14 protein-coding genes are annotated in these 20,213 nt (G+C 71.1%); 4 read left to right on the top strand and 10 right to left on the bottom strand.

Translation table 11 applies throughout. The features are described 5' to 3' along the window. Positions 1 to 6: 6 nt before the first annotated feature. Positions 7 to 1,638, bottom strand: a complete 1,632-nt coding sequence (gene pruA / locus ACIRR9_RS23010) for an L-glutamate gamma-semialdehyde dehydrogenase (protein WP_403754743.1) — start codon at positions 1,636 to 1,638, stop codon at positions 7 to 9. Between the two features lie 69 nt (positions 1,639 to 1,707). Beyond that, positions 1,708 to 2,634: a proline dehydrogenase family protein gene (locus tag ACIRR9_RS23015; RefSeq protein WP_403754746.1), complete on the bottom strand. Its 927-nt coding sequence runs from the start codon at positions 2,632 to 2,634 to the stop codon at positions 1,708 to 1,710. A gap of 181 nt (positions 2,635 to 2,815) precedes the next feature. On the opposite strand from ACIRR9_RS23015, the gene ACIRR9_RS23020 reads away from it, so the two are divergent. Further along, complete coding sequence (locus ACIRR9_RS23020) at positions 2,816 to 4,072, top strand: PucR family transcriptional regulator (protein WP_403754749.1); 1,257 nt, start codon at positions 2,816 to 2,818, stop codon at positions 4,070 to 4,072. A 31-nt stretch (positions 4,073 to 4,103) separates the two neighbouring features. On the opposite strand, the gene ACIRR9_RS23025 is transcribed toward ACIRR9_RS23020, so the two are convergent. After that, the gene (locus tag ACIRR9_RS23025) at positions 4,104 to 5,519 is read right to left on the bottom strand and encodes a PLP-dependent aminotransferase family protein (RefSeq protein ID WP_403754752.1); all 1,416 of its coding nucleotides are present in this window, start codon (positions 5,517 to 5,519) and stop codon (positions 4,104 to 4,106) included. A 47-nt stretch (positions 5,520 to 5,566) separates the two neighbouring features. Between ACIRR9_RS23025 and ACIRR9_RS23030 the strand changes: the two genes are divergently transcribed. Beyond that, the gene (locus tag ACIRR9_RS23030) at positions 5,567 to 6,814 is read left to right on the top strand and encodes an MFS transporter (protein WP_403754755.1); all 1,248 of its coding nucleotides are present in this window, start codon (positions 5,567 to 5,569) and stop codon (positions 6,812 to 6,814) included. 13 nt (positions 6,815 to 6,827) lie between these two features. Here ACIRR9_RS23030 and ACIRR9_RS23035 read toward each other — a convergent pair whose 3' ends face one another. Further along, complete coding sequence (locus ACIRR9_RS23035) at positions 6,828 to 7,403, bottom strand: TetR/AcrR family transcriptional regulator (RefSeq protein ID WP_403754758.1); 576 nt, start codon at positions 7,401 to 7,403, stop codon at positions 6,828 to 6,830. A gap of 98 nt (positions 7,404 to 7,501) precedes the next feature. Between ACIRR9_RS23035 and ACIRR9_RS23040 the strand changes: the two genes are divergently transcribed. Further along, entirely contained in the window at positions 7,502 to 9,013 is a 1,512-nt protein-coding gene (locus ACIRR9_RS23040; RefSeq protein WP_403754761.1) for an MFS transporter, read from the top strand. A gap of 124 nt (positions 9,014 to 9,137) precedes the next feature. Here ACIRR9_RS23040 and serA read toward each other — a convergent pair whose 3' ends face one another. The 6 genes from serA to ACIRR9_RS23070 form a co-directional block, all read right to left on the bottom strand. Beyond that, positions 9,138 to 10,727, bottom strand: coding sequence for a phosphoglycerate dehydrogenase (serA, locus tag ACIRR9_RS23045; protein WP_403754764.1), 1,590 nt, complete (start codon positions 10,725 to 10,727; stop codon positions 9,138 to 9,140). 230 nt (positions 10,728 to 10,957) lie between these two features. Then, complete coding sequence (ilvC, locus tag ACIRR9_RS23050) at positions 10,958 to 11,956, bottom strand: ketol-acid reductoisomerase (protein WP_365344690.1); 999 nt, start codon at positions 11,954 to 11,956, stop codon at positions 10,958 to 10,960. A 120-nt stretch (positions 11,957 to 12,076) separates the two neighbouring features. Next, positions 12,077 to 12,601, bottom strand: a complete 525-nt coding sequence (ilvN, locus tag ACIRR9_RS23055; protein ID WP_123973946.1) for an acetolactate synthase small subunit — start codon at positions 12,599 to 12,601, stop codon at positions 12,077 to 12,079. A gap of 21 nt (positions 12,602 to 12,622) precedes the next feature. Further along, positions 12,623 to 14,473 (bottom strand): acetolactate synthase large subunit, encoded by a 1,851-nt coding sequence (locus ACIRR9_RS23060; RefSeq protein ID WP_403754768.1) that lies wholly within the window; start codon positions 14,471 to 14,473, stop codon positions 12,623 to 12,625. Between the two features lie 243 nt (positions 14,474 to 14,716). Continuing rightward, positions 14,717 to 17,719 (bottom strand): putative bifunctional diguanylate cyclase/phosphodiesterase, encoded by a 3,003-nt coding sequence (locus ACIRR9_RS23065; protein WP_403754771.1) that lies wholly within the window; start codon positions 17,717 to 17,719, stop codon positions 14,717 to 14,719. Between the two features lie 396 nt (positions 17,720 to 18,115). Further along, positions 18,116 to 19,066, bottom strand: coding sequence for a 2-hydroxyacid dehydrogenase (locus tag ACIRR9_RS23070; protein WP_403754774.1), 951 nt, complete (start codon positions 19,064 to 19,066; stop codon positions 18,116 to 18,118). 74 nt (positions 19,067 to 19,140) lie between these two features. Here ACIRR9_RS23070 and ACIRR9_RS23075 point away from each other — a divergent pair, with 74 nt between their 5' ends. Next, positions 19,141 to 20,139: an aldo/keto reductase gene (locus ACIRR9_RS23075; protein ID WP_365344697.1), complete on the top strand. Its 999-nt coding sequence runs from the start codon at positions 19,141 to 19,143 to the stop codon at positions 20,137 to 20,139. Positions 20,140 to 20,213: the final 74 nt, after the last annotated feature.

The following is a 20,213-nucleotide window of genomic DNA, read 5'->3' on the forward strand; positions in this document are numbered from 1 at the left end:
TGAGGATCAGCCCATGTGCGGGTACGTGTAGTCGGTCGGCGCGACCAGGGTCTCCTTGATGGCCCGGGTCAGCGTCCAGCGCAGCAGGTTCTGCGGGGCGCCGGCCTTGTCGTTGGTGCCGGAGGCACGGCCGCCGCCGAAGGGCTGCTGGCCGACGACGGCACCGGTCGACTTGTCGTTGATGTAGAAGTTGCCGGCCGCGTAGCGCAGCTTCTCCATCGTGTAGGCCGCGGCGGCGCGGTCGTTGGAGATGACCGAACCCGTCAGCGCGTAGTCCGACACCGACTCCATCTGGGTCAGCATCGCGTCGTACTCGTCGTCCTCGTAGACGTGCACGGCGAGGAACGGGCCGAAGTACTCGGTGCGGAAGACCTCGTTCTCCGGGTCGCTGCACACGACGACCGTCGGGCGGACGAAGTAGCCGACCGAGTCGTCGTAGGAGCCGCCCGCGACGATCTCGCAGGACGGGTCGGTCTTCGCGCGGTCGATCGCGGCCTTGTTCTTGGCGAACGCGCGGTCGTCGATGACGGCGCCGATGAAGTTGGCGAGGTCGGTGACGTCACCCATGGTCAGGTAGTCGACCTCGGCGGCGAACTCCTCACGGAAGCCGTCGTTCCAGATCGACGCCGGGATGTAGGCGCGGGAGGTGGCGGAGCACTTCTGGCCCTGGTACTCGAAGGCACCGCGGGTGAGGGCCGTCTTGAGGACGGCACGGTCGGCGCTCGGGTGGGCGACCAGGAAGTCCTTGCCGCCGGTCTCACCGACCAGACGCGGGTAGGAGCGGTACTTCTCGATGTTGTTGCCGACCGTCTTCCACAGGTACTGGAAGGTCTTGGTCGAGCCGGTGAAGTGGATGCCCGCCAGGTCCCGGTGCTCCAGGGCGACCTGGGAGACCTCGATGCCGTCGCCGGTGACGAGGTTGATGACGCCCTTGGGCAGACCGGCCTCCTCCAGCAGCTGCATGAGCAGCACGGCGGCGTGGGTCTGGGTCGGGGACGGCTTCCAGACGACGACGTTGCCCATGAGGGCGGGGGCGGTCGGCAGGTTGCCCGCGATCGCGCTGAAGTTGAACGGCGTGATCGCGTAGACGAAGCCCTCCAGCGGGCGGTGGTCCATGCGGTTCCAGACGCCCGGGGAGTTGGCCGGGGGCTGCTCGGCCAGGATCTGGCGGGCGTAGTGGACGTTGAACCGCCAGAAGTCGATCAGCTCGCAGGGCGAGTCGATCTCGGCCTGCTGGGCGGTCTTGGACTGGCCGAGCATGGTGGAGGCGGCGATGGTCTCGCGCCAGGGGCCGGAGAGCAGTTCGGCGGCGCGCAGGATGATCGCCGCGCGGTCGTCGAAGGCCATCGCGCGCCAGGCGGGCGCGGCGGCGAGGGCCGCGTCGATCGCGTCCTGGGCGTCCTGCCGGGTGGCGTGGTGCCCGGTGCCGATGACGGCCTTGTGGTTGTGCGGCTGCACGACCTGGAAGGGCTCGCCACCGCCGAGCCGCTTTGCGCCGCCGATGGTCATCGGCAGCTCGATCGGGTTCTCGGCCAGCTCCTTGAGCTTGGCCTCCAGCCGGGCGCGCTCGGGAGAGCCGGGGGCGTAGCCGTGCACCGGCTCGTTGACGGGCGTGGGGACCTGGGTCACAGCGTCCATGGGTTCCGTAACTCCTTGTACGTGAGCGGGTGTTGAGGCTTGTCTCGGCTTGCCGGGGCTTGCTGGGGCTCAGCCCTTGCCGACCATCGAGCGGAGGAAGAAGCGCAGGTTCGCCGGCTTCTCCGCGAGCCTCCGCATGAAGTAGCCGTACCAGTCGGTGCCGTAGGCGGTGTAGACGCGCATCCGGTGGCCCTCGGCGGCGAGCCGCAGGTGCTCGTCGCTCCGGATGCCGTACAGCATCTGGAACTCGTACTCGTCGGGCTTGCGCCCGGCGCGCCGGGCGAGTTCCTGGGCGATGGAGATGAGGCGCGGGTCGTGGGACCCGACCATCGGGTACCCCTCGCCGTCCATCAGAGTCCGCAGGATCCGCACATACGCCTTGTCGATCTCGCTCTTCTGCTGGTAGGCGACCTCGGCGGGCTCCTTGTAGGCGCCCTTGACCAGGCGGACCCGGCTGCCGGCGGCGGCGAGGCGGCGGGCGTCGGCCTCGGTGCGGAAGAGGTAGGCCTGGATGACGCAGCCGGTCTGCGGGAAGTCCGTCCGCAGCTCCTCGTGGATGGCGAACATCGAGTCGAGGGTGGTGTGGTCCTCGGCGTCGAGGGTGACGGTCGTACCGATGGCGGCGGCGGCCTCGACGACCGGGCGCACGTTGGCGAGGGCCAGTTCGTGGCCGCCTTCCAGCGCCTGCCCGAACATCGACAGCTTGACGGACATCTCGACGCGCTCGCCGAGGCCCAGCTCGCGCAGCCGGTCGATCAGCGCCAGGTAGGCGTCCCGGGCGGCGGCGGCCTGCCCGGGGGTGGTGATGTCCTCGCCGACGACGTCCATCGTCAGCTCCAGACCGCGGCCCGTGAGCTGTTCGATGATCGGGACGATGTCGCCGACGGTCTCACCGGGGATGAAGCGGTCCACGACCTGCTTCGTCACCGGGGCCGCCGAGATCAGACGTCGCATCCGGTCGCTGCGCGACGCGGCGAGAATCACGGGACCCAGCACGGGGCACCTCCACAACACATGCCGTAACGGCCGCGATCCGACGATTTGGATACGGCACGGGGAACCACCGTGAAAGTTAAGGATCCCTCCGATCGTGGGCCATCGACAGCTGTCACGCATCCGTGCCACGGATCTCAGACAGATGTATGAAGGCATCCGTGAATTGCGGGAGAATGCCCGGGTGACGTCGGAATTCAAGGGTGACTACCAGGAGCTGGTCGACGAGATCTCGGAGCTCCTGGGCGTCCCGGCGACCCTGGAGAACCGCGACTTCGAGCTGATCGCCTTCGGGGCGTACGACAGTGAGGGCGACCTCGATCCGTCGGCGCTGGACCCGGTCCGCACCCGTTCGATCCTGACCCGACGCTCCACGACGGCGGTCCGCACCTGGTTCGAGGGTTTCGGCATCACCCGGGCGACCGGCCCGGTCCGGATCCCGCCGACCCCGGAGGCGGGGGTGTACCGGGGGCGGATCTGTCTGCCGGTACGCCATCGGGGTGTCGTTCTCGGCTACGTCTGGCTCCTCGACAGCGACCCCGGCCCGACGGACGCCCAGCTGACCGCGGCCATGGGCGTGGCCGGGCGGATCGGCGCGCTGCTCGCGGACGAGGCGCAGGCGGGGGCGGGGCTGGGCCGGGAGCTGCGGGCGGTGCTGGTCGCGGAGAGCGGCTGGCAGCGGGACATGGCGGTGGCCGAGCTGCGGACCGCCCTGGGTGTGCGCGCGGACGCCCCGCACACCCTGGTCTGCGTCGCCCCCTGGCCGTCCGCCGACCCGGACGACGCCCCGTCGCCGCGTACGGTCCCGCACGCCACCGCGCTGTGCACGCTGCCGTGGGGGCCGACCGGCCACAGCCTGGCCGTGCTGGTGCGGCTGCGCAGCACGGACGTGGCCACCCCCGCCCTGACGGCCGCCGCGCGGCTGCTCAAGGAGGCCGAGGAGGCCCGGGCGGCTGCGGCACGCGGTGCCGGGGCACGGACGGCGGCGGCCGTGGCGGCGGGGTTCGCCGGAGCGGCCGCGGCGGCACAGGGCTGCGCGGCGGGGGTGGGCGAGGCCCGCACCGGGCTGGCGGAGCTGGGCACGGTCTGGCAGGAGGCCACCGCGGCGGCCCGGGCCGCGCTGGCGGAGCCCCGGTTCGGGCCGGTGGCGGAGTGGGCGCGCATCGGTCCGTACCGGCTGCTGACCACGCTGCCGCCGGAGGCGTCCCACGACCCGGCCGTGGCCCCGCTGCTCACCCCGGCCCACCGCGAACTGGCCCGGACCGCCGAGGTCTACCTGGACTGCGCTGGGCAGGCGGGCCGCACGGCCGCGGCCCTCGGCATCCACCGGCAGACCCTGTACTACCGCCTGTCCCGCGTCGAACAGCTCACCGGCCTCGACCTGGACGACGGCGAGGACCGGCTGCTGCTGCACATGGCGCTGAAGGGGGCACGGCTGTAGCAGCCCGTACGGCCCCGGTCTCCGCCGCCCGTCACACACCCGGCGGACGGAGGAGGTCCGCCACGGCCGCGATGCCCTCCGTGATCCGGTGTTCCGTCACGGTGCCGAATCCCAGGACCAGTTGGGGCGGGTGCGCGGCGCCGGAAGCGCGGAACGCGCTCATGCCGTACAGCCCCACCCCGCGGGTGCGAGCCTGCGCCACCACGCTCGCCTCGTCGGCGCCGGCCGGCAGATGGGCCACGGCGTGGAAGCCCGCCGCCAGCCCCGACAGCCGTACGGCGGGGGCGTGCCGGGCCAGCGCTTGGACGAGGGCGGAGCGGCGGGCGGCATAGGTCGCGCGCATACGGCGCAACTGGCGGTCGTAGCGGCCGGATTCGATCAGCCGGGCCAGGGCCAGCTGGTCGAGGGTGGGCGAGCCGCGGTCCGCGATCCGTTTGAGGTCGGTGAGCGGTCCGGTGAGCGCGGGCGGGCAGAGCAGCCAGCCCAGACGCAGGGCGGGGGCGAGGGACTTGCTGACGGTCCCGATGGAGATCACCCGATCGCAGGCCAGCCCCTGCAGGGCGCCCACCGGTTCGCCGTCGTAGCGGAACTCGGCGTCGTAGTCGTCCTCGATGACATACGCGTCCCGGCGCGCCGCCCAGTCGATCAGGGCGTGCCGGCGCTCGGGCGTCAGCACGACACCCGTCGGCCACTGGTGTGCCGGGGTGACGATCACCGCGCGGGCCCCGGTGGCGTCCAGCGCCCGTACGTCGACCCCGGCCTCGTCGACCGGAACGGGTACCGCCCGCAGGCCCGCCGCGTCCGCGGCCGCCCGCGCGATGCCGGGGCCGCCCGGGTCCTCGTACGCCACGGTCTCGGCTCCGCGCCGCGCGAGTACGCCCAGGGCGAGACTCAGCCCCTGGGCGTAGCCGGAGCAGACGACGGTGCGGGCGGGGTCGGCGGCAGCGCCGCGGACCCGGCGCAGGTACCCGGCGACGATCTCGCGCAGGGCCGGACTCCCGCGCGGGTCACCGTAGTCGAGGTCCGCGGTGGGCATGCACCGGGCGGCCTCCCTGGTCGCCCAGAGCCAGTCGGCGACCGGGAAGGAGGTGAGGTCCGGGACGCCGTGCCGGAAGTCGGCGACTGGGCGGGGGCCGGTGTCGGGCGGGGCCGGCGCGGGGGCCTCGGGCACCTGAGCACAGGGCGCGACGCGGGTGGCCGAGCCGACCCGGGTGACGAGATAGCCCTCGGCCTGGAGCTGGGCGTAGCAGTCCTGGACGAGCCCGCGGGACACCCCCAGCAGCCGGGCGAGCTCACGCGAGGACGGCAGCCGCTCGCCGGCCTGGAGCCGGCCCGAGCGGATCGCGTCCCGCAGCTGGCCCTCCAACTGCGCGCACAGCCGCACCCCGCTCTCCCGCTCGACGGTCAGGAGGAGTCCGGGCGACAGACCGGCCCACTGCACAGGCATGGAATTGGAGCTTAGCCGGGAGCCGGTCGACTCATAGCGTCGAGGACATGACGACTTCGGCGAACCGCCCGGTCCTGGCCCCTTCCCCGCGCCCGCGCCCGCGCCTGCTCAGCCGGGCGCTGCTGCTCCGCTTCGTGAGCATGATCGGCGCGATGGTCAGCTTCTTCCTGCTGCTGTCGGTCGTGCCCGCGTTCGCGGCCGAGGCGGGCGGGGGTGGTGCGGCGGGCATCGCCACCGGCTCCCTGATGCTCGCCACGGTCCTCGGTGAACTCGCCACTCCCCGGCTCGTCGACCGGTACGGCTACCGGGTGACGCTGATGGCGGGCCTGTTCCTGATGGGCGCCCCGGCCCTGGTGCTGACGGTCTCGTCGCACGTGGCGTGGATTGCGGCCGTCTGTCTGCTGCGCGGCCTCGGCTTCGCCCTCACGATCGTCGCGGGCGGCGCCCTGACCGCGACGCTGATCCCGCCGGAGCGCCGCGGCGAGGGCCTGGCGGTGGTGGGCCTGGTCTCCGGCGTTCCGTCGCTGATCGCCCTGCCCCTGGGCCTGTGGCTGGCCGGACACGCGGGGTACGGGGTGACGGCCGTGACCGGGGGCGTGGCGGCACTCGTGACGACGGTGTCGGTCCTCGGGCTGCCGGACCACGAGAGGCCGACGACACCGGCCGGCGGTGCCGGTCGGGACGCGCCGTCGGGGAGCGGTACCGGTGCCGGGCGGCCGGTCCGGGACGAGCGTCCCCTCGGTGTCGTGCGCGGGCTGGGGACCGGTGCTCTGCTGCGTCCCGTGCTGGTGTTCGGGGCCACCGCGACCGCCGCCGGGATCCTGGTCACCTTCCTGCCGCTGGCGGTCGGGCGGGCGTCCTCCGGGGTGGTCCCGGTGGCGCTGTTCGTGCAGCCGGCCGCCGCGACCGTCACCCGCTGGCTGGCGGGGCGCCTCGGCGACCGGCACGGCAGTGCCCGGCTCGTGCTGCCCGGCCTGCTGCTGTCGGCCGCGGGCGTCCTGGTCACCGCGGCGACGGGCGTCCCGGCCGCCGTGATCGGGGGAACCGCCCTGTTCGGCGCCGGTTTCGGCGTCGCGCAGAATGCCACCCTGGCCCTGATGTACGCCCGGGTCCCCGCCTCCTCGTACGGCACGGTCAGCGCGCTGTGGAACCTCGCGTACGACGGCGGGATGGGCGTCGGCGCCGCGGGCTTCGGCGTCCTCGCGGGGCTGACCGGCTACCCGTGGGCGTTCGCGGCGACGGCGGGGCTGATGCTGGGCGCGCTGGTCCCGGCCCTGCGCGACCGCCGCCGCTGAGCTCCCGGGCGGGTCAGGCCCGGGTGGCGGCCTCCACGATCTGCCGCAGGCCCTCGGTGAGGGCGTCGCCGTCGGGCGCGGTCTTCGGGTCGAAGGTCCACTGCGAGATCAGGCCGGACATCAGGGTCATGTAGAAACCGCCGAGGGTGTCGGCGGTCTCGTCGGAGACCTCCTCCTCCGGTACGCCCATCATCAGCGAGACCAGCCCGCGGCCGCCCTCGCGCTGGGCGCGGGACAAGCGATCCCGCACCTCAGGCATCTGGTCGCCCATCGCCGTGATCTCCACACCGAGCCGCCACATCGTGCCGGGCCCGCGCACGCTGTCGACGATGTTCGACCACACCTCACGGAACCGTTCAAGGGAGCCGGGCGCGCCGGCGAGCCCCCCGTCGCCGCCCTCGAAGGACATCTCCTCCACCAGCGCGATGTAGGCCTGCGCGAGCAGCGCGTCCTTGGAGCCGTAGTGGTAGCCGATCGAGGCGAGGTTGGTCCCCGACTCCTTGACGATGTCGCGCGCCGTCGTCCGCGCGAACCCCTTCTCCAGCAGGCAGCGCTTGGCGCCTTCCAGCAGATCCTCACGGTGTCCCATGCGGGCCAGCCTACCCCAGGATCCATACAACCGTCCTAGACGCATGACTTATACATGCGTTCTAGACAAGCGTTTAATACGCCCGTACATTCCTTGGCATGACGAACCCGACGAGCACGAACACCACCCCACGTGAGACCAACTCCCTTGCGGGCCGCCGCGAATGGACCGCGCTCGGCGTGCTGATGCTTCCGCTGCTCCTGGTCTCGATGGACGTCTCGGTCCTCTACTTCACCCTCCCGGCGATCGGCGCGGACCTGCGGCCGAGCGGCACCCAGCAGCTGTGGATCCTGGACGTCTACGGCTTCGTACTGGCCGGCCTGCTGATGACGATGGGCGCCCTCGGCGACCGCATCGGCCGCCGGCGCCTGCTGCTCTTCGGCGCCGCGGCCTTCGGCGGCGCCTCGCTGCTCGCCGCCTACGCGGACAGCGCCGGGACCCTGATCGCGGCGCGCGCGGTCCTCGGCATCGGCGGCGCGACCCTGATGCCGTCGACGATGGCCCTGCTGCGCACGATGTTCACCGACCCCGGCCAGCGCGCGAAGGCGATCGGTCTGTGGTCCGGGGTGATGACGGGCGGGATCGCGCTCGGCTCGGTGATGAGCGGGATCCTCGTCGAGCACTTCTGGTGGGGCTCGGTCTTCCTGGTCAACCTGCCCGCGATGGCGCTGCTGCTGGTGCTCGGCCCGGTCCTGCTCCCGGAGTCCAGGAACCCCTCCCCCGGCCGCTTCGACTGGCTGAGCGTCCCGCTCTCGATGGCCGCCGTGCTCCCCGTGGTCTACGGCCTGAAGGAGATCCCCTCCGAGGGCTGGCACCCGCTGTACGTCGTCTCGGTCACCGTCGGCCTGCTCTTCGCGGCCCTCTTCGTCCACCGCCAGCGCACCACCGGCTCCCCGCTGATCCCCCCGGCCCTGCTGAAGGGCCGCGGCTTCACCCCGGCGCTGGTCCTGAACCTCGTCGCCTCGCTCGCCATGATGGGCTCGGCCATCTTCACCACGCAGTACCTGCAGTCGGTGCTCGGGATGAGCCCGCTCGCGGCGGCGCTGTGGAGCCTGCTGCCCTCGGTGTTCATCGGGGTCGCCGGACCGGTCACGGCACAGCTGGTGCAGCGGGGCGCGGACCGGGGTTACGTCGTCGCGGGCGGCTTCACGGCCATGGCGGCCGGGTTCGTGCTGCTCGCCCTCGTCGGCACCGACTCCCTGTGGCTGGTGCTGACCGGGGCCGGCGTCCTCGCCTGCGGAATGGTCGCGATCATGTCCCAGCTGACCGACCTCGCGATGGGCGGCGCGCCCGTGGAACGGGCGGGCACGGCCTCCTCACTGCTGGAGACCAGCGCGGAGTTCGGCGGTGCGCTCGGGATGGCGGTGCTGGGGTCGATCGGTACGGCGGTCTACCGTCACGAGATGCCGGCCACTGCTCCGGCACAGGCCCGGGAGACGCTGGGCGGTGCGCTGGCCACGGCTGGCCGGCTGCCGGGGCACACGGGAGAGGCCCTGGTACGGACTGCTCGGGAGGCGTTCACCAGCGGGATGCAGGGGGCGGCGATCGCGGGGGCGGTGCTGCTGGTGCTGGCGGCGGTGGGGGCGGGGGTGACGCTGCGGAGGAGGTGACCACACAGCCGCGCAGGAGGTGACCAGTCAAACGCCGGACGGGCTGATCTACTCAGCCCGTCCGGCGTTTGAGGACATGACGCGAGCCTTCCAGCCCACCGAGTCGGGTGGGCGGGCAAAGAACTCAGACCAGGTTCACCGATCGAGCCGACGTGGCTCCGATCTCCGCCTCGACCTCGGCCAGCACGCCGGGGGCCACCGTGTCGTCGACGGTGAGGACGGCCAGCGCCTCGCCGCCGACCGCCGCACGGGCGACCTGCATACCGGCGATGTTGATGCCCGCCTCGCCGAGGATGCGGCCGACGGTGCCGACGACACCCGGCCGGTCCTCGTAGCTCAGCACCAGCAGGTGGTCGGCGATCGCGAGGTCGACGTCGTAGTCGCCGACCGCGACGATCTTCTGGAGGTGCTTCGGGCCGGCCAGCGTGCCGGAGACCGACACCTCCTCGCCGTCCGCGAGCGTGCCGCGCACGGTCACCACGTTGCGGTGGTCGGTGGCCTCGGAGCTGGTGGTGAGGCGGACCTCGACACCGCGCTCCTGGGCGAACAGCGGGGCGTTGACGTAGGAGACGGTCTCGTCGACGACGTCCTCGAAGACACCCTTGAGCGCGGACAGCTCCAGCACCTTCACATCGTGCTGGGTGATCTCGCCGTAGACCTCGACGTCGAGACGGACCGCGACCTCGCCCGCGAGCGCGGTGAAGATACGGCCGAGGCGCTCCGCGAGGGGCAGGCCCGGCTTCACGTCCTCGGCGATGACACCGCCCTGGACGTTGACCGCGTCCGGGACCAGCTCACCGGCGAGGGCGAGCCGCACGGACTTGGCGACCGCGATGCCGGCCTTCTCCTGGGCCTCGTCGGTGGAGGCGCCGAGGTGCGGGGTGCAGACGACCTCGTCCAGCTCGAAGAGCGGGGAGTCGGTGCAGGGCTCCTTGGCGTACACGTCGAGGCCGGCGCCGGCGACCCGGCCCTCCTTGAGCGCCGCGTACAGCGCCTCCTCGTCGACGATGCCACCGCGCGCGGCGTTGACGATGCGTACGGACGGCTTGACCTTGCGCAGCGCCTCCTCGCCGATCAGGCCCACCGTCTCGGGGGTCTTCGGAAGGTGGACCGTGATGAAGTCGGCGACCTCGAGGAGCTCGTCCAGCGACAGCACCTTCACGCCCATCTGGGCGGCGCGGGCGGGCTGGATGTAGGGGTCGTAGGCGACGACCTTCATCCCGAAGGCGGACATGCGCTGCGCGACCAGGGCGCCGATGCGGCCGAGGCCGACGACACCGAGGGTCTTCTCGGCGAGCTCGACACCCGTGTACTTGCTGCGCTTCCACTCGCCGTTCTTCAGCGCGGCGTTGGCCTGCGGGATGTGGCGGGCGGTGGCGACGAGAAGACCGCAGGCGAGCTCGGCGGCGGTCACGATGTTGGAGGTCGGGGCGTTCACGACCATCACGCCGGCCTTGGTGGCGGCGGAGACATCGACGTTGTCCAGGCCGACGCCGGCTCGTGCGACGACCTTCAGCTTCTTGGCCGCGGCGATGGCCTCGGCGTCCACCTTGGTGGCGGAGCGGATCAGGATCGCGTCCACGTCGGCGATCGCGGGGAGCAGCTCGGCTCGGTCTGCTCCGTTGGTGTGCCGGATCTCGAAGTCCGGGCCCAGCGCGTCGACGGTGGCGGGCGACAGCTCTTCAGCGATGAGTACGACAGGTTTCGAGCTCACGTGAGTCCTCACAGGTCCAATGCGGACGGCCGTCCCGACGGCCGCAGGCGGTGGAGGTTGGCTAGCCGCGTGGAGACGCACGACGCTGTGGGCCTGACGCGTATGTAGTACGGCAGTGTAGTGGCGTGGCGGAGGTCGTCCTGCGCCTCTGCGGAAGGATCACCCGTCCGAGATTCGACGGGGTGGACAACGGGGCCGGAGCACAGCGCTCCGGCCCCGTCGGCTGAGGCTTACGCCTCCTCGTTCACCCAGCTCATCAGCTTGCGCAGCTTCTTGCCGGTGGTCTCCAGCAGGTGCTCGGAGTCCGCGGTCTTGTACTCGTTGTACTTCTTCAGACCGCCGTGGTACTCGGCCATCCAGTTGTTGGCGAAGGTGCCGTCCTGGATCTCGGCGAGGACCTGCTTCATCTCGGCCTTGGTGGCGTCGGTGATGATCCGCGGGCCGGTGACGTAGTCGCCCCACTCGGCGGTCTCGGAGACCGACCAGCGCATCTTCTCCAGGCCGCCCTCGTACATGAGGTCGACGATCAGCTTCAGCTCGTGGAGGCACTCGAAGTAGGCGATCTCCGGCTGGTAGCCCGCCTCGACCAGGGTCTCGAAGCCGGCCTTCACCAGGGCGGCGGTGCCACCGCAGAGGACGGCCTGCTCACCGAACAGGTCGGTCTCGGTCTCCTCGGTGAAGGTGGTCTTGATGACGCCGGCGCGGGTGCCGCCGATGCCCTTGGCGTACGACAGGGCCAGCGCGAAGCCGTTGCCGGTGGCGTCCTGCTCGACGGCCACGATGCAGGGAACGCCGCGGCCCTCCTCGTACTGACGGCGCACCAGGTGGCCCGGGCCCTTCGGGGCGACCATGCAGACGTCCACGCCGGCCGGGGGCTTGATGAAGCCGAAGCGGATGTTCAGGCCGTGGCCGAAGAACAGGGCGTCGCCGTCGTTCAGGTTCGGGGCGATGGACTCCTCGTAGACCTGGGCCTGGATCGGGTCCGGGACGAGGATCATGATGACGTCGGCCTCGGCGGCGGCCTCGGCGGGGGTCACCACGCGCAGGCCCTGCTCCTCGGCCTTCGCCTTGGACTTGGAGCCCTCGTGCAGACCGACACGCACGTCGACACCGGAGTCACGCAGCGACAGCGCGTGGGCGTGGCCCTGGCTGCCGTAGCCGATGACCGCGACCTTGCGGCCCTGGATGATGGACAGGTCGGCGTCAGCGTCGTAGAACAGCTCGGCCACTTTGGGTTCTCTCCTTGGTGTGCAGATGTTGCGTCCCACCGTATGACGGCGGGTGGAAGGGAAGTCTCGGGGTCTCGGCATACGGGCGGCCGACGGTCGTCGGGCCGCCCGTTTCCAGCCTTACGCAGATCGGTCGAGTGCGCGCAGCGACCGGTCGGTGATCGAACGGGCGCCGCGGCCGATCGCGATCGTCCCGGACTGGACCAGCTCCTTGATGCCGAACGGCTCCAGCATCTTCAGCATGGCGGTCAGCTTCTCGCTGCTCCCGGTGGCCTCGACGGTGACGGCCTCCGGGGAGACGTCGACGGTCTTGGCGCGGAACAGCTGGACGATCTCGACGATCTGGGAGCGCGTCTCGTTGTCGGCGCGCACCTTCACCAGAACGAGTTCGCGCTGAACGGCCGAACCCGGCTCCAGCTCGACGATCTTCAGCACCTCGACGAGCTTGTTGAGCTGCTTGGTGACCTGCTCAAGGGGCAGGGCTTCGACGCTCACCACGATCGTGATGCGGGAGATGTCGGGGTGCTCGGTGACACCGACGGCCAGCGAGTCGATGTTGAAGCCGCGGCGGGAGAACAGCGCGGCGATCCGGGCCAGGATGCCCGGCTTGTTCTCCACCAGGACGGAGAGCGTGTGCTTGGACATTTTCTTCTACGTCTCTCTCGCTCAGTCGTCTTCGTTGTCGCCGAAGTCGGGGCGGACGTCCCGGGCGGCCAGGATCTCGTCGTTGGAGGTGCCGGCGGCGACCATCGGCCACACCATGGCGTCCTCGTGGACGATGAAGTCGATGACGACCGGGCGGTCGTTGACGGAGTTCGCCTCTTCGATGACCTTGTCGAGGTCGTCCGGGGACTCGCACCGGATGGAGTGGCAGCCCATCGCCTCCGACAGCTTGACGAAGTCGGGGACCCGGGTGCCGCGGGCGTCCGGGTTGACGTCGTCGGGGCCGGAGTGCAGCACCGTGTTGGAGTACCGCTGGTTGTAGAAGAGGGTCTGCCACTGGCGGACCATCCCGAGGGCGCCGTTGTTGATGATGGCGACCTTGATCGGGATGTTGTTCAGGGCGCAGGTGGTGAGTTCCTGGTTGGTCATCTGGAAGCAGCCGTCGCCGTCGATCGCCCAGACGGTCCGGCCAGGCTGCCCCGCCTTGGCACCCATGGCGGCCGGGACCGCGTAGCCCATGGTTCCGGCGCCGCCGGAGTTCAGCCAGGTGGCGGGCTTCTCGTACTGCACGTAGTGCGCGGCCCACATCTGGTGCTGGCCGACGCCCGCCGCGAAGATCGTGTCCTCGGGGGCGAGCTGCCCGATGCGCTCGATGACCTGCTGCGGCGAGAGCGAGCCGTTGTCGGGCAGGTCGTAGCCCAGCGGGTAGGTCTCGCGCCAGCGGCTCAGGTCCTTCCACCAGGCGGTGTAGTCGCCCTGGTGGCCCTCGCTGTGCTCCTTCTGCACCGCCTGGATCAGGTCGGCGATGACCTCGCGGGCGTCACCGACGATCGGCACGTCGGCGGCGCGGTTCTTGCCGATCTCCGCGGGGTCGATATCGGCGTGGACGATCTTCGCGTACGGGGCGAAGCTGTCCAGCTTGCCGGTGACGCGGTCGTCGAAACGGGCTCCGAGGGCGACGATCAGGTCGGCCTTCTGCAGCGCGGTGACGGCGGTGACCGCACCGTGCATGCCCGGCATTCCCACGTGCAGCGGGTGGCTGTCGGGGAACGCGCCGAGCGCCATCAGGGTGGTGGTGACGGGCGCTCCGGTGAGCTCGGCGAGAACCTTGAGCTCGGCGGTGGCGTGCGACTTGATGACGCCGCCGCCGACGTAGAGGACCGGCCGCTTCGCGGAAGTGATCAGCTTGGCGGCCTCGCGGATCTGCTTGGCGTGCGGCTTGGTCACCGGGCGGTAGCCGGGCAGGTCCAGGACCGGCGGCCAGGAGAAGGTGGTCTTCGCCTGGAGGGCGTCCTTGGCGATGTCGACCAGGACCGGGCCGGGGCGGCCGGTGGAGGCGATGTGGAACGCCTGCGCGATCACCCGGGGGATGTCCTCGGCCTTCGTGACCAGGAAGTTGTGCTTGGTGATCGGCATGGTGATGCCGACGATGTCCGCCTCCTGGAAGGCGTCCGTACCGATCGAGGAGGACGCGACCTGCCCGGTGATCGCCACGAGCGGCACCGAGTCCATGTGCGCGTCGGCGATCGGCGTCACCAGGTTGGTGGCGCCCGGCCCCGAGGTCGCCATACAGACGCCGACCTTGCCGGTGGCCTGCGCGTAGCCGGTGGCCGCGTGCCCGGCGCCCTGCTCGTGCCGACACAGGACGTGGCGCACCCGGGTGGAGTCCATCAGCGGGTCGTAGGCCGGCAGGATCGCGCCGCCCGGGATACCGAATACCGTGTCGGCGCCGACCTCCTCAAGGGAGCGGATGAGGGACTTCGCACCTGTGACGTGCTCGACGGGCGCGGACTGCTGTCCTCCGGAACGGGGCCGCGGCTGCGGATGGTGGGCCCCCGGGGCCTGCTCGGTCATCGGCATTCTCTTCTCGATGCTGAGGGTTTTTGCGAGGTTCGTACGGATTTTTACGTCCGTACGTCTGGTGCTGGTGCAACAAAAAACCCCTCGTGCCAAAAGGCAAGCGAGGGGAGCGCGCCGGTGTGGTCGCTGGGCTTTCCGGATCCTTCTCCGGTGGGGCCCAACTCAGCCGACGCGCTGTCCAAGTACGAGAATTCGGGTGCGCATGGGACTGACCCTCCCTCTGACGCGCACCACGTGTCAAGTGGGTGGGACGGGAGTCTCATTATGTGAGCGAAGGGCACTTCCGCCTCCGAGCACCGCGGGCACACCACCGGTGTACACCCCGGAGCGGCCGCCCGCGAACGCCGGCTCGGCCGGTGCGTGCGGAACCGGATAGTGGCCGGATCCGAGCGCCCGGCGCAGCCGGTACTCGTCCACCGGACCGGAGAACGCCATGCCCATTCCGTGGGTGCAGCCCATCGCGCGCAACGCCGCGACCTGCTCGGGCAGGTCCACGCCCTCGGCCACCGACTGGAGCCCCAGGTCACCGGCGATCCGCAGCAGCCCGCTGGTGATCTTGTGCAGCCGGGCCGACTCGACGATCCCCTCGACCAGACCGCGGTCGAGCTTGAGCACGTCGATGGGGAGCTTCCTGAGGGCCGTGATCGCCGCGTAGCCGCTGCCGAAGCCGTCCAGGGCGATCCGGACACCGTGCCGGTTGAGCACGGTCAGCCGGCGCTCCAGCTCGTCCAGCGGGATCCTCGGGTCGGTGTCGGACAGCTCCAGGACCAGTGCCCCGGAGGGCAGTCCATGCCGGGTGAGCAGGGACTCCACGGAGCCGAGCGGCGAGGACCGGTCGAGCAGCCGCCGGGCGCTCATCCGCACGGCAACCGGCACCACCAGCCCGTTGGCGGCCCGCTCGGCGGCCTGTTCGACCGCCTCCTGGAAGATCCACCGGTCCAGTTCGGCGGTCTTGTCGCTGTCCTCGGCCACCCGCAGGAACTCGGCCGGGGTGAACAGCACCCCCTGGGACGAGCGCCAGCGCGCCTGCGCGGAGACCGATTCGATCCGGCCACTCTCCAGACACACCACGGGCTGGTGCAGCAGTGCGAACTCGCCGTCGTGCAGCGCGGCCCGCAGCCGGGTGGCCAGTTCCGCCTTGCGTACGACGTCCTGCTGCATCTGTGGCTTGTACAGCTCGACGCGGCCCTTTCCGGCCGACTTGGCCCGGTACATCGCCAGGTCGGCGTTGCGCAGCAGCTCACCCGCGCCGAGGCCCGGTTCGGCGAAGGCGACGCCGATGGACGCGTTGACACGGACATCGTTGCCGTCAATGAGGTACGGCTGGGAGAGGGTCACCCTGAGGCGGTCGGCGAGCTCCAGGATGTGCCGCTCTCTGGCACTGCGGTCACGGGTGCCGTCGCCGACGATCAGCGCCGCGAACTCGTCGCCGCCCAGCCGGGAGGCGGTGTCGCCGTGGCGGACCGCGTCCTGGAGTCTGCGCGCGGCCTGCACGAGCAGTTCGTCGCCGGCCTGGTGCCCGATGGTGTCGTTGACGGCCTTGAACCCGTCCAGGTCGATGAAGAGCACCGCCGTGTTCCTGAGGGCGGGGCCCCGGTCGGAGGAGCGGCGGCCGGACAGGGCCTGCTGTACCCGCCGGGTGAACAGGGCGCGGTTGGGCAGGTCGGTGAGCGGGTCGTGCTCGGCGTTGTGCTGGAGCTGAGCCTGCAGCCGCACCCTTTCGGTGACGTCCCGGCTGTTGAAGATGAGGCCGCCGTGGTGCCGGTTGACGGTGGACTCGACATTGAGCCAGCCGCCCCCGCCGGACCGGAAGCGGCACTCGATACGGGTGGTGGGTTCCTCCTGGGGCCGGGCGGCGAGGAAGCGGCGCACCTCGTGCACCACGCAGCCCAGGTCCTCAGGGTGGATGAGGTTGGCCAGTTCCGAGCCCACCAGGTCCTCGGCGGGCCGTCCGTAGACCCCGGCGGCGGCCGGGGAGACGTACCGGAGGATGCCGTTGGGCGCGGCGATCATGATGACGTCGCTGGAGCCCTGCACCAGGGAGCGGAAGTGGTTCTCCTGCTGCGCCAGTTCCTGGGTGAGGGTGATGTTGTCGAGCAGCATGATGCCCTGGCGCACGACGAGCGCGAGGACCACACAGCCGGCGGTGATCAGGACGACATGGTCCGGACTGCGGCCGTTGAGGACGTTGTAGAGGATGCCCAGGGTGCACACGGTGGCGGCCAGATACGGGGTGAGTGCGGCCAGGGAACCGGTCAGCGGGCGACCCGCCGGGTACCGGCTGTGATCACCTCCCGGGACGGGCGCGGACGGCTGCTTGGACACCGCGGTCCGCAGTCCGGGCACGTGCTCGTGGACCACGCGCGTGTGCCCGTCGGGCTCCGGGGTGCCCTGCTGCCGGGGCGCGGCCCAGGGGGCGTACGCGAGGAGCAGCGAGCCAGCGAACCAGCCCGCGTCCAGCAGCTGACCGGAGCGGTAACTGCTGTGCAGCAGCGGCGAGGTGAACAGGGCGTCGCACATCACGGTCAGGGCGAGCGCGCCGATCGCGGTGTTCACCGCGGTGCGGTTGCCCGGCGAGCGCCGGAAGTGCAGTGCGAGCACCATGCTGACCAGGGCGATGTCCAGCAGCGGGTAGGCCAGCGAGAGCGCGGTGTGCGCGACGCTGGGCCCGTCGAACCGGGCGGCCTGGGCGAGCGCGAGGCTCCACGACAGGGTGAGCAGCGAGCCGCCGATCAGCCAGGCGTCCAGGCCCAGGCAGATCCAGCCCGCCTTCGTCACCGGCCGCTTGGCCAGCACCAGCAGGCCGACGATGGCGGGCGGCGCGAAACACAGGAAGAACAGGTCGGCGTAGCTGGGGCTGGGCACCGGCCTCTGGAGCACGACCTCGTACCACCCCCAGACCGCGTTGCCCAGAGCCGCCATCGCCGAGGAGAGCGCGAACAGCAGCCAGGCAGGTCGAAAGCGGACCCGCGGGGAGCGGGCGTAGAGGAAGCACGACACGGCGGCGGTGCCGGCGGCCGCGGTCAGACCGAAGTCACCCATGAACAGGGCGATTTGGTTCGAGCCCCAGTCGAACGCGGAACCGACGGCGTATCCCGCGCAGATCAGGGCCAGGACGAGTTGGCGGACCACGCCGGTCCCGCCGCCGACGGCCGGCGGACGGGGGTGCGGCTTCCCTGCCGGAGACTGTGCCCGCAGCGCTCCGGGGAGGGTGGTCGTCACAGAGGTCGGCGCAGTCACCGGACCCTCCCGGTCCGCGTCGCTCCCGGGTCCCAGTGCGCTGGATGAGGGTGTCGGCCGCGCCCGCTGTTCCTGCGGTGGTGGTGGTGATGGCTGGTGTGATGGCCGCGTCTGCGCGCAGCTGTGCGCCAGGGTCGCCGCCGGCGGCTCCGCCGCGTCGGATCGTTCGTCCATAGGCCGTGCATCGCCCGTCGCCCCCCTCACAAATCTGAAATGTCCATCCCCGGCGCCGAACGGTGCGCGGCGCAGCCCCTGTCGGGACGATACACCAGTCTCGTCACTCAGGGACATAGCTTCTCTACGCTCCGTGACGACCAGCGGCGATGCGTGCACGCACCGCGCCCGGAAGGTTGCGGACCGTACCGGAAGCGGATTACACGCGTGTTGCGGTGATGGTCAGTTGTCGGTGGATCCCGTCGTAAGGATCACGTTCCGCAGCGGCTCCCGGTTCATGTAGCGGTTCAACTGCTCGACGACGAGACGCTTGGCGCGCGGCAGGAAGGCCGAGGTGGGGCCGCCGACGTGGGGGCTGATCAGCACGCCGGGCGCCTGCCACAGGGGATGTCCGGCCGGCAGCGGCTCGGGGTCGGTGACGTCCAGGGCGGCGGTGAGACGGCCGCTCTCCAGTTCGGCGAGCAGCGCCTTGGTGTCCACGACGGGCCCGCGCGCGACGTTCACGAGCAGTGCGCCGTCCTTCATCCGTGCGAGGAACTCCGCGTTGACCAGGCCACGCGTGATGTCCGTGAGGGGCGTGGAGAGGATGACGACATCGGCTTCCGGAAGCAGATTCGGCAGTTCGGTGAGCGGATGCACGGGACCGCGCGCCGAGGCGCGCCCGGAGCGCGCAACGCGCGCCACCCGCGCGCACTCAAAGGGCACGAGCCGGTCCTCGACGGCCGCGCCGATGGCGCCGTAGCCGACGATGAGGACGGACTTGTCGGCGAGGGCCTGGTGGAAGCCGCTCTGCCAGTGCTCCTGCTGCTGGGCCCGGACGAACCCCGGGATACCGCGCAGGGACGCCAGGGTCAGGGCGAGCGCGAGTTCGGCGGTGCTCGCCTCGTGCACCCCGCGTGCGTTGCACAGCGGTACGCCGGGGGCGATGCGGTCGAGGGCCGCGATCATGTCGTCGACGCCGGCGGTGAGGGTCTGGATGAGTCGCACGTTCCGCATCCCCAGCAGCGGCCGCACCTTCACGTCCTGCCGCTTCATGTAGGGGACGACGTAGACGGCACAGTCCGCGGGGTCACCGGGAAACTCCTGGTCACCGTCCCAGAAGTGGTAATTGAGCCCTTCGGGCAGATCCGTGAACTCGTCGAGCGGGATGGGGAGCCAGGCGTCTTGGGTCATGGTCAGGAGGCTATGTCAGACCAATGGCGGCGAGCGGGTTAGGTTGGGGGCCGGAGAAGGAGGTTCACGGGCTGGTGGAGCGCAGGACGATCGGCGCGGGGGCGCTGGCGGTAGGGGCCGTCGGACTCGGGTGCATGCCGATGAGCTGGGCGTACAACGGGTCGCGGCAGCGGGGTGACGAGTCCGTGAGAGCGGTGCACCGGGCGCTGGACCTGGGCGTGACGCTGCTTGACACGGCGGACATGTACGGGCCGTTCACGAACGAGCTGCTGCTGGGGCGGGTGCTCAAGGAACGGCGTGCCGAGGCCTTCGTGTCCACGAAGGTGGGCCTGCTGGTGGGTGACCAGCACATCGTGGCGAACGGCCGGCCCGGGTATGTGAAGCGGGCGTGCGACGCGTCGCTGCGCCGGCTGCAGACCGATGTGATCGACCTCTACCAACTGCATCGCGCCGATCCCGAGATCCCCGTCGAGGAGACCTGGGGCGCGATGGCGGAACTGGTGCAGGCGGGGAAGGTGCGGGCGCTGGGGTTGTGCGCCGTGGGGGCGCGCGGGGGGCGCAGATCCGGCGCACGGCTCCATGACGCGACCCTCCGTCAGCTTCAGCGGGTGCAGCAGGTGTTTCCGGTGAGCGCGGTCGAGGCGGAGCTGTCGGTGTGGTCGCCGGAGGCGCTCGATGCGTTGCTGCCGTGGTGCGAGGCGCGGGGGGTGGGCTTTCTCGCGGCGATGCCGCTGGGGAACGGCTTCCTCACCGGGACGCTCACGCCGGGTGAGGGGTTCGAGCCGGACGATCTGCGGGCGCGGCATCCGCGCTTCACGGCGGAGATGATGGCGGCGAACCAGCCGATCGTGGCGGGGTTGCGGAGGGTCGCGCGCCGTCAGGGAGAGGGGGTCACCGCCGCTCAGGTGGCGCTGGCGTGGGTGCTGGCGCGGGGGCGGCATGTGGTGCCGGTGCCGGGGACCAAGCAGTGCCGGTGGGTGGCGGAGAACGCGGGCGCGGCGGACGTGCGGCTGACCGCGGAGGATCTGGCGGAACTGGGACGGCTGCCTGCGGCCCAGGGGTCGTGGGATTGAGTGGCTGAGAGAGTGCCGCGATCTGTGGTTGGTTCGGCGCGGCGCCGTCGGGGCTGGTCGCGCCCACGCGGCGG

The sequence above is a fragment of the Streptomyces sp. NPDC101234 genome, assembly GCF_044767525.1.
GTDB lineage: Bacteria > Actinomycetota > Actinomycetes > Streptomycetales > Streptomycetaceae > Streptomyces > Streptomyces sasae.

Bases quoted from the DNA above. Each gene is read 5' to 3' on its own strand.
- ACIRR9_RS23070 (WP_403754774.1), bottom strand. From the start codon at position 19,066: ATGACCCAAGACGCCTGGCTCCCCATCCCGCTCGACGAGTTCACGGAT.
- ACIRR9_RS23040 (WP_403754761.1), top strand. From the start codon at position 7,502: ATGACGAACCCGACGAGCACGAACACCACCCCACGTGAGACCAACTCC.
- ACIRR9_RS23060 (WP_403754768.1), bottom strand. From the start codon at position 14,473: ATGACCGAGCAGGCCCCGGGGGCCCACCATCCGCAGCCGCGGCCCCGT.
- pruA (WP_403754743.1), bottom strand. From the start codon at position 1,638: ATGGACGCTGTGACCCAGGTCCCCACGCCCGTCAACGAGCCGGTGCAC.
- ACIRR9_RS23035 (WP_403754758.1), bottom strand. From the start codon at position 7,403: ATGGGACACCGTGAGGATCTGCTGGAAGGCGCCAAGCGCTGCCTGCTG.
- ACIRR9_RS23025 (WP_403754752.1), bottom strand. From the start codon at position 5,519: ATGCCTGTGCAGTGGGCCGGTCTGTCGCCCGGACTCCTCCTGACCGTC.
- ACIRR9_RS23030 (WP_403754755.1), top strand. From the start codon at position 5,567: ATGACGACTTCGGCGAACCGCCCGGTCCTGGCCCCTTCCCCGCGCCCG.
- ilvN (WP_123973946.1), bottom strand. From the start codon at position 12,601: ATGTCCAAGCACACGCTCTCCGTCCTGGTGGAGAACAAGCCGGGCATC.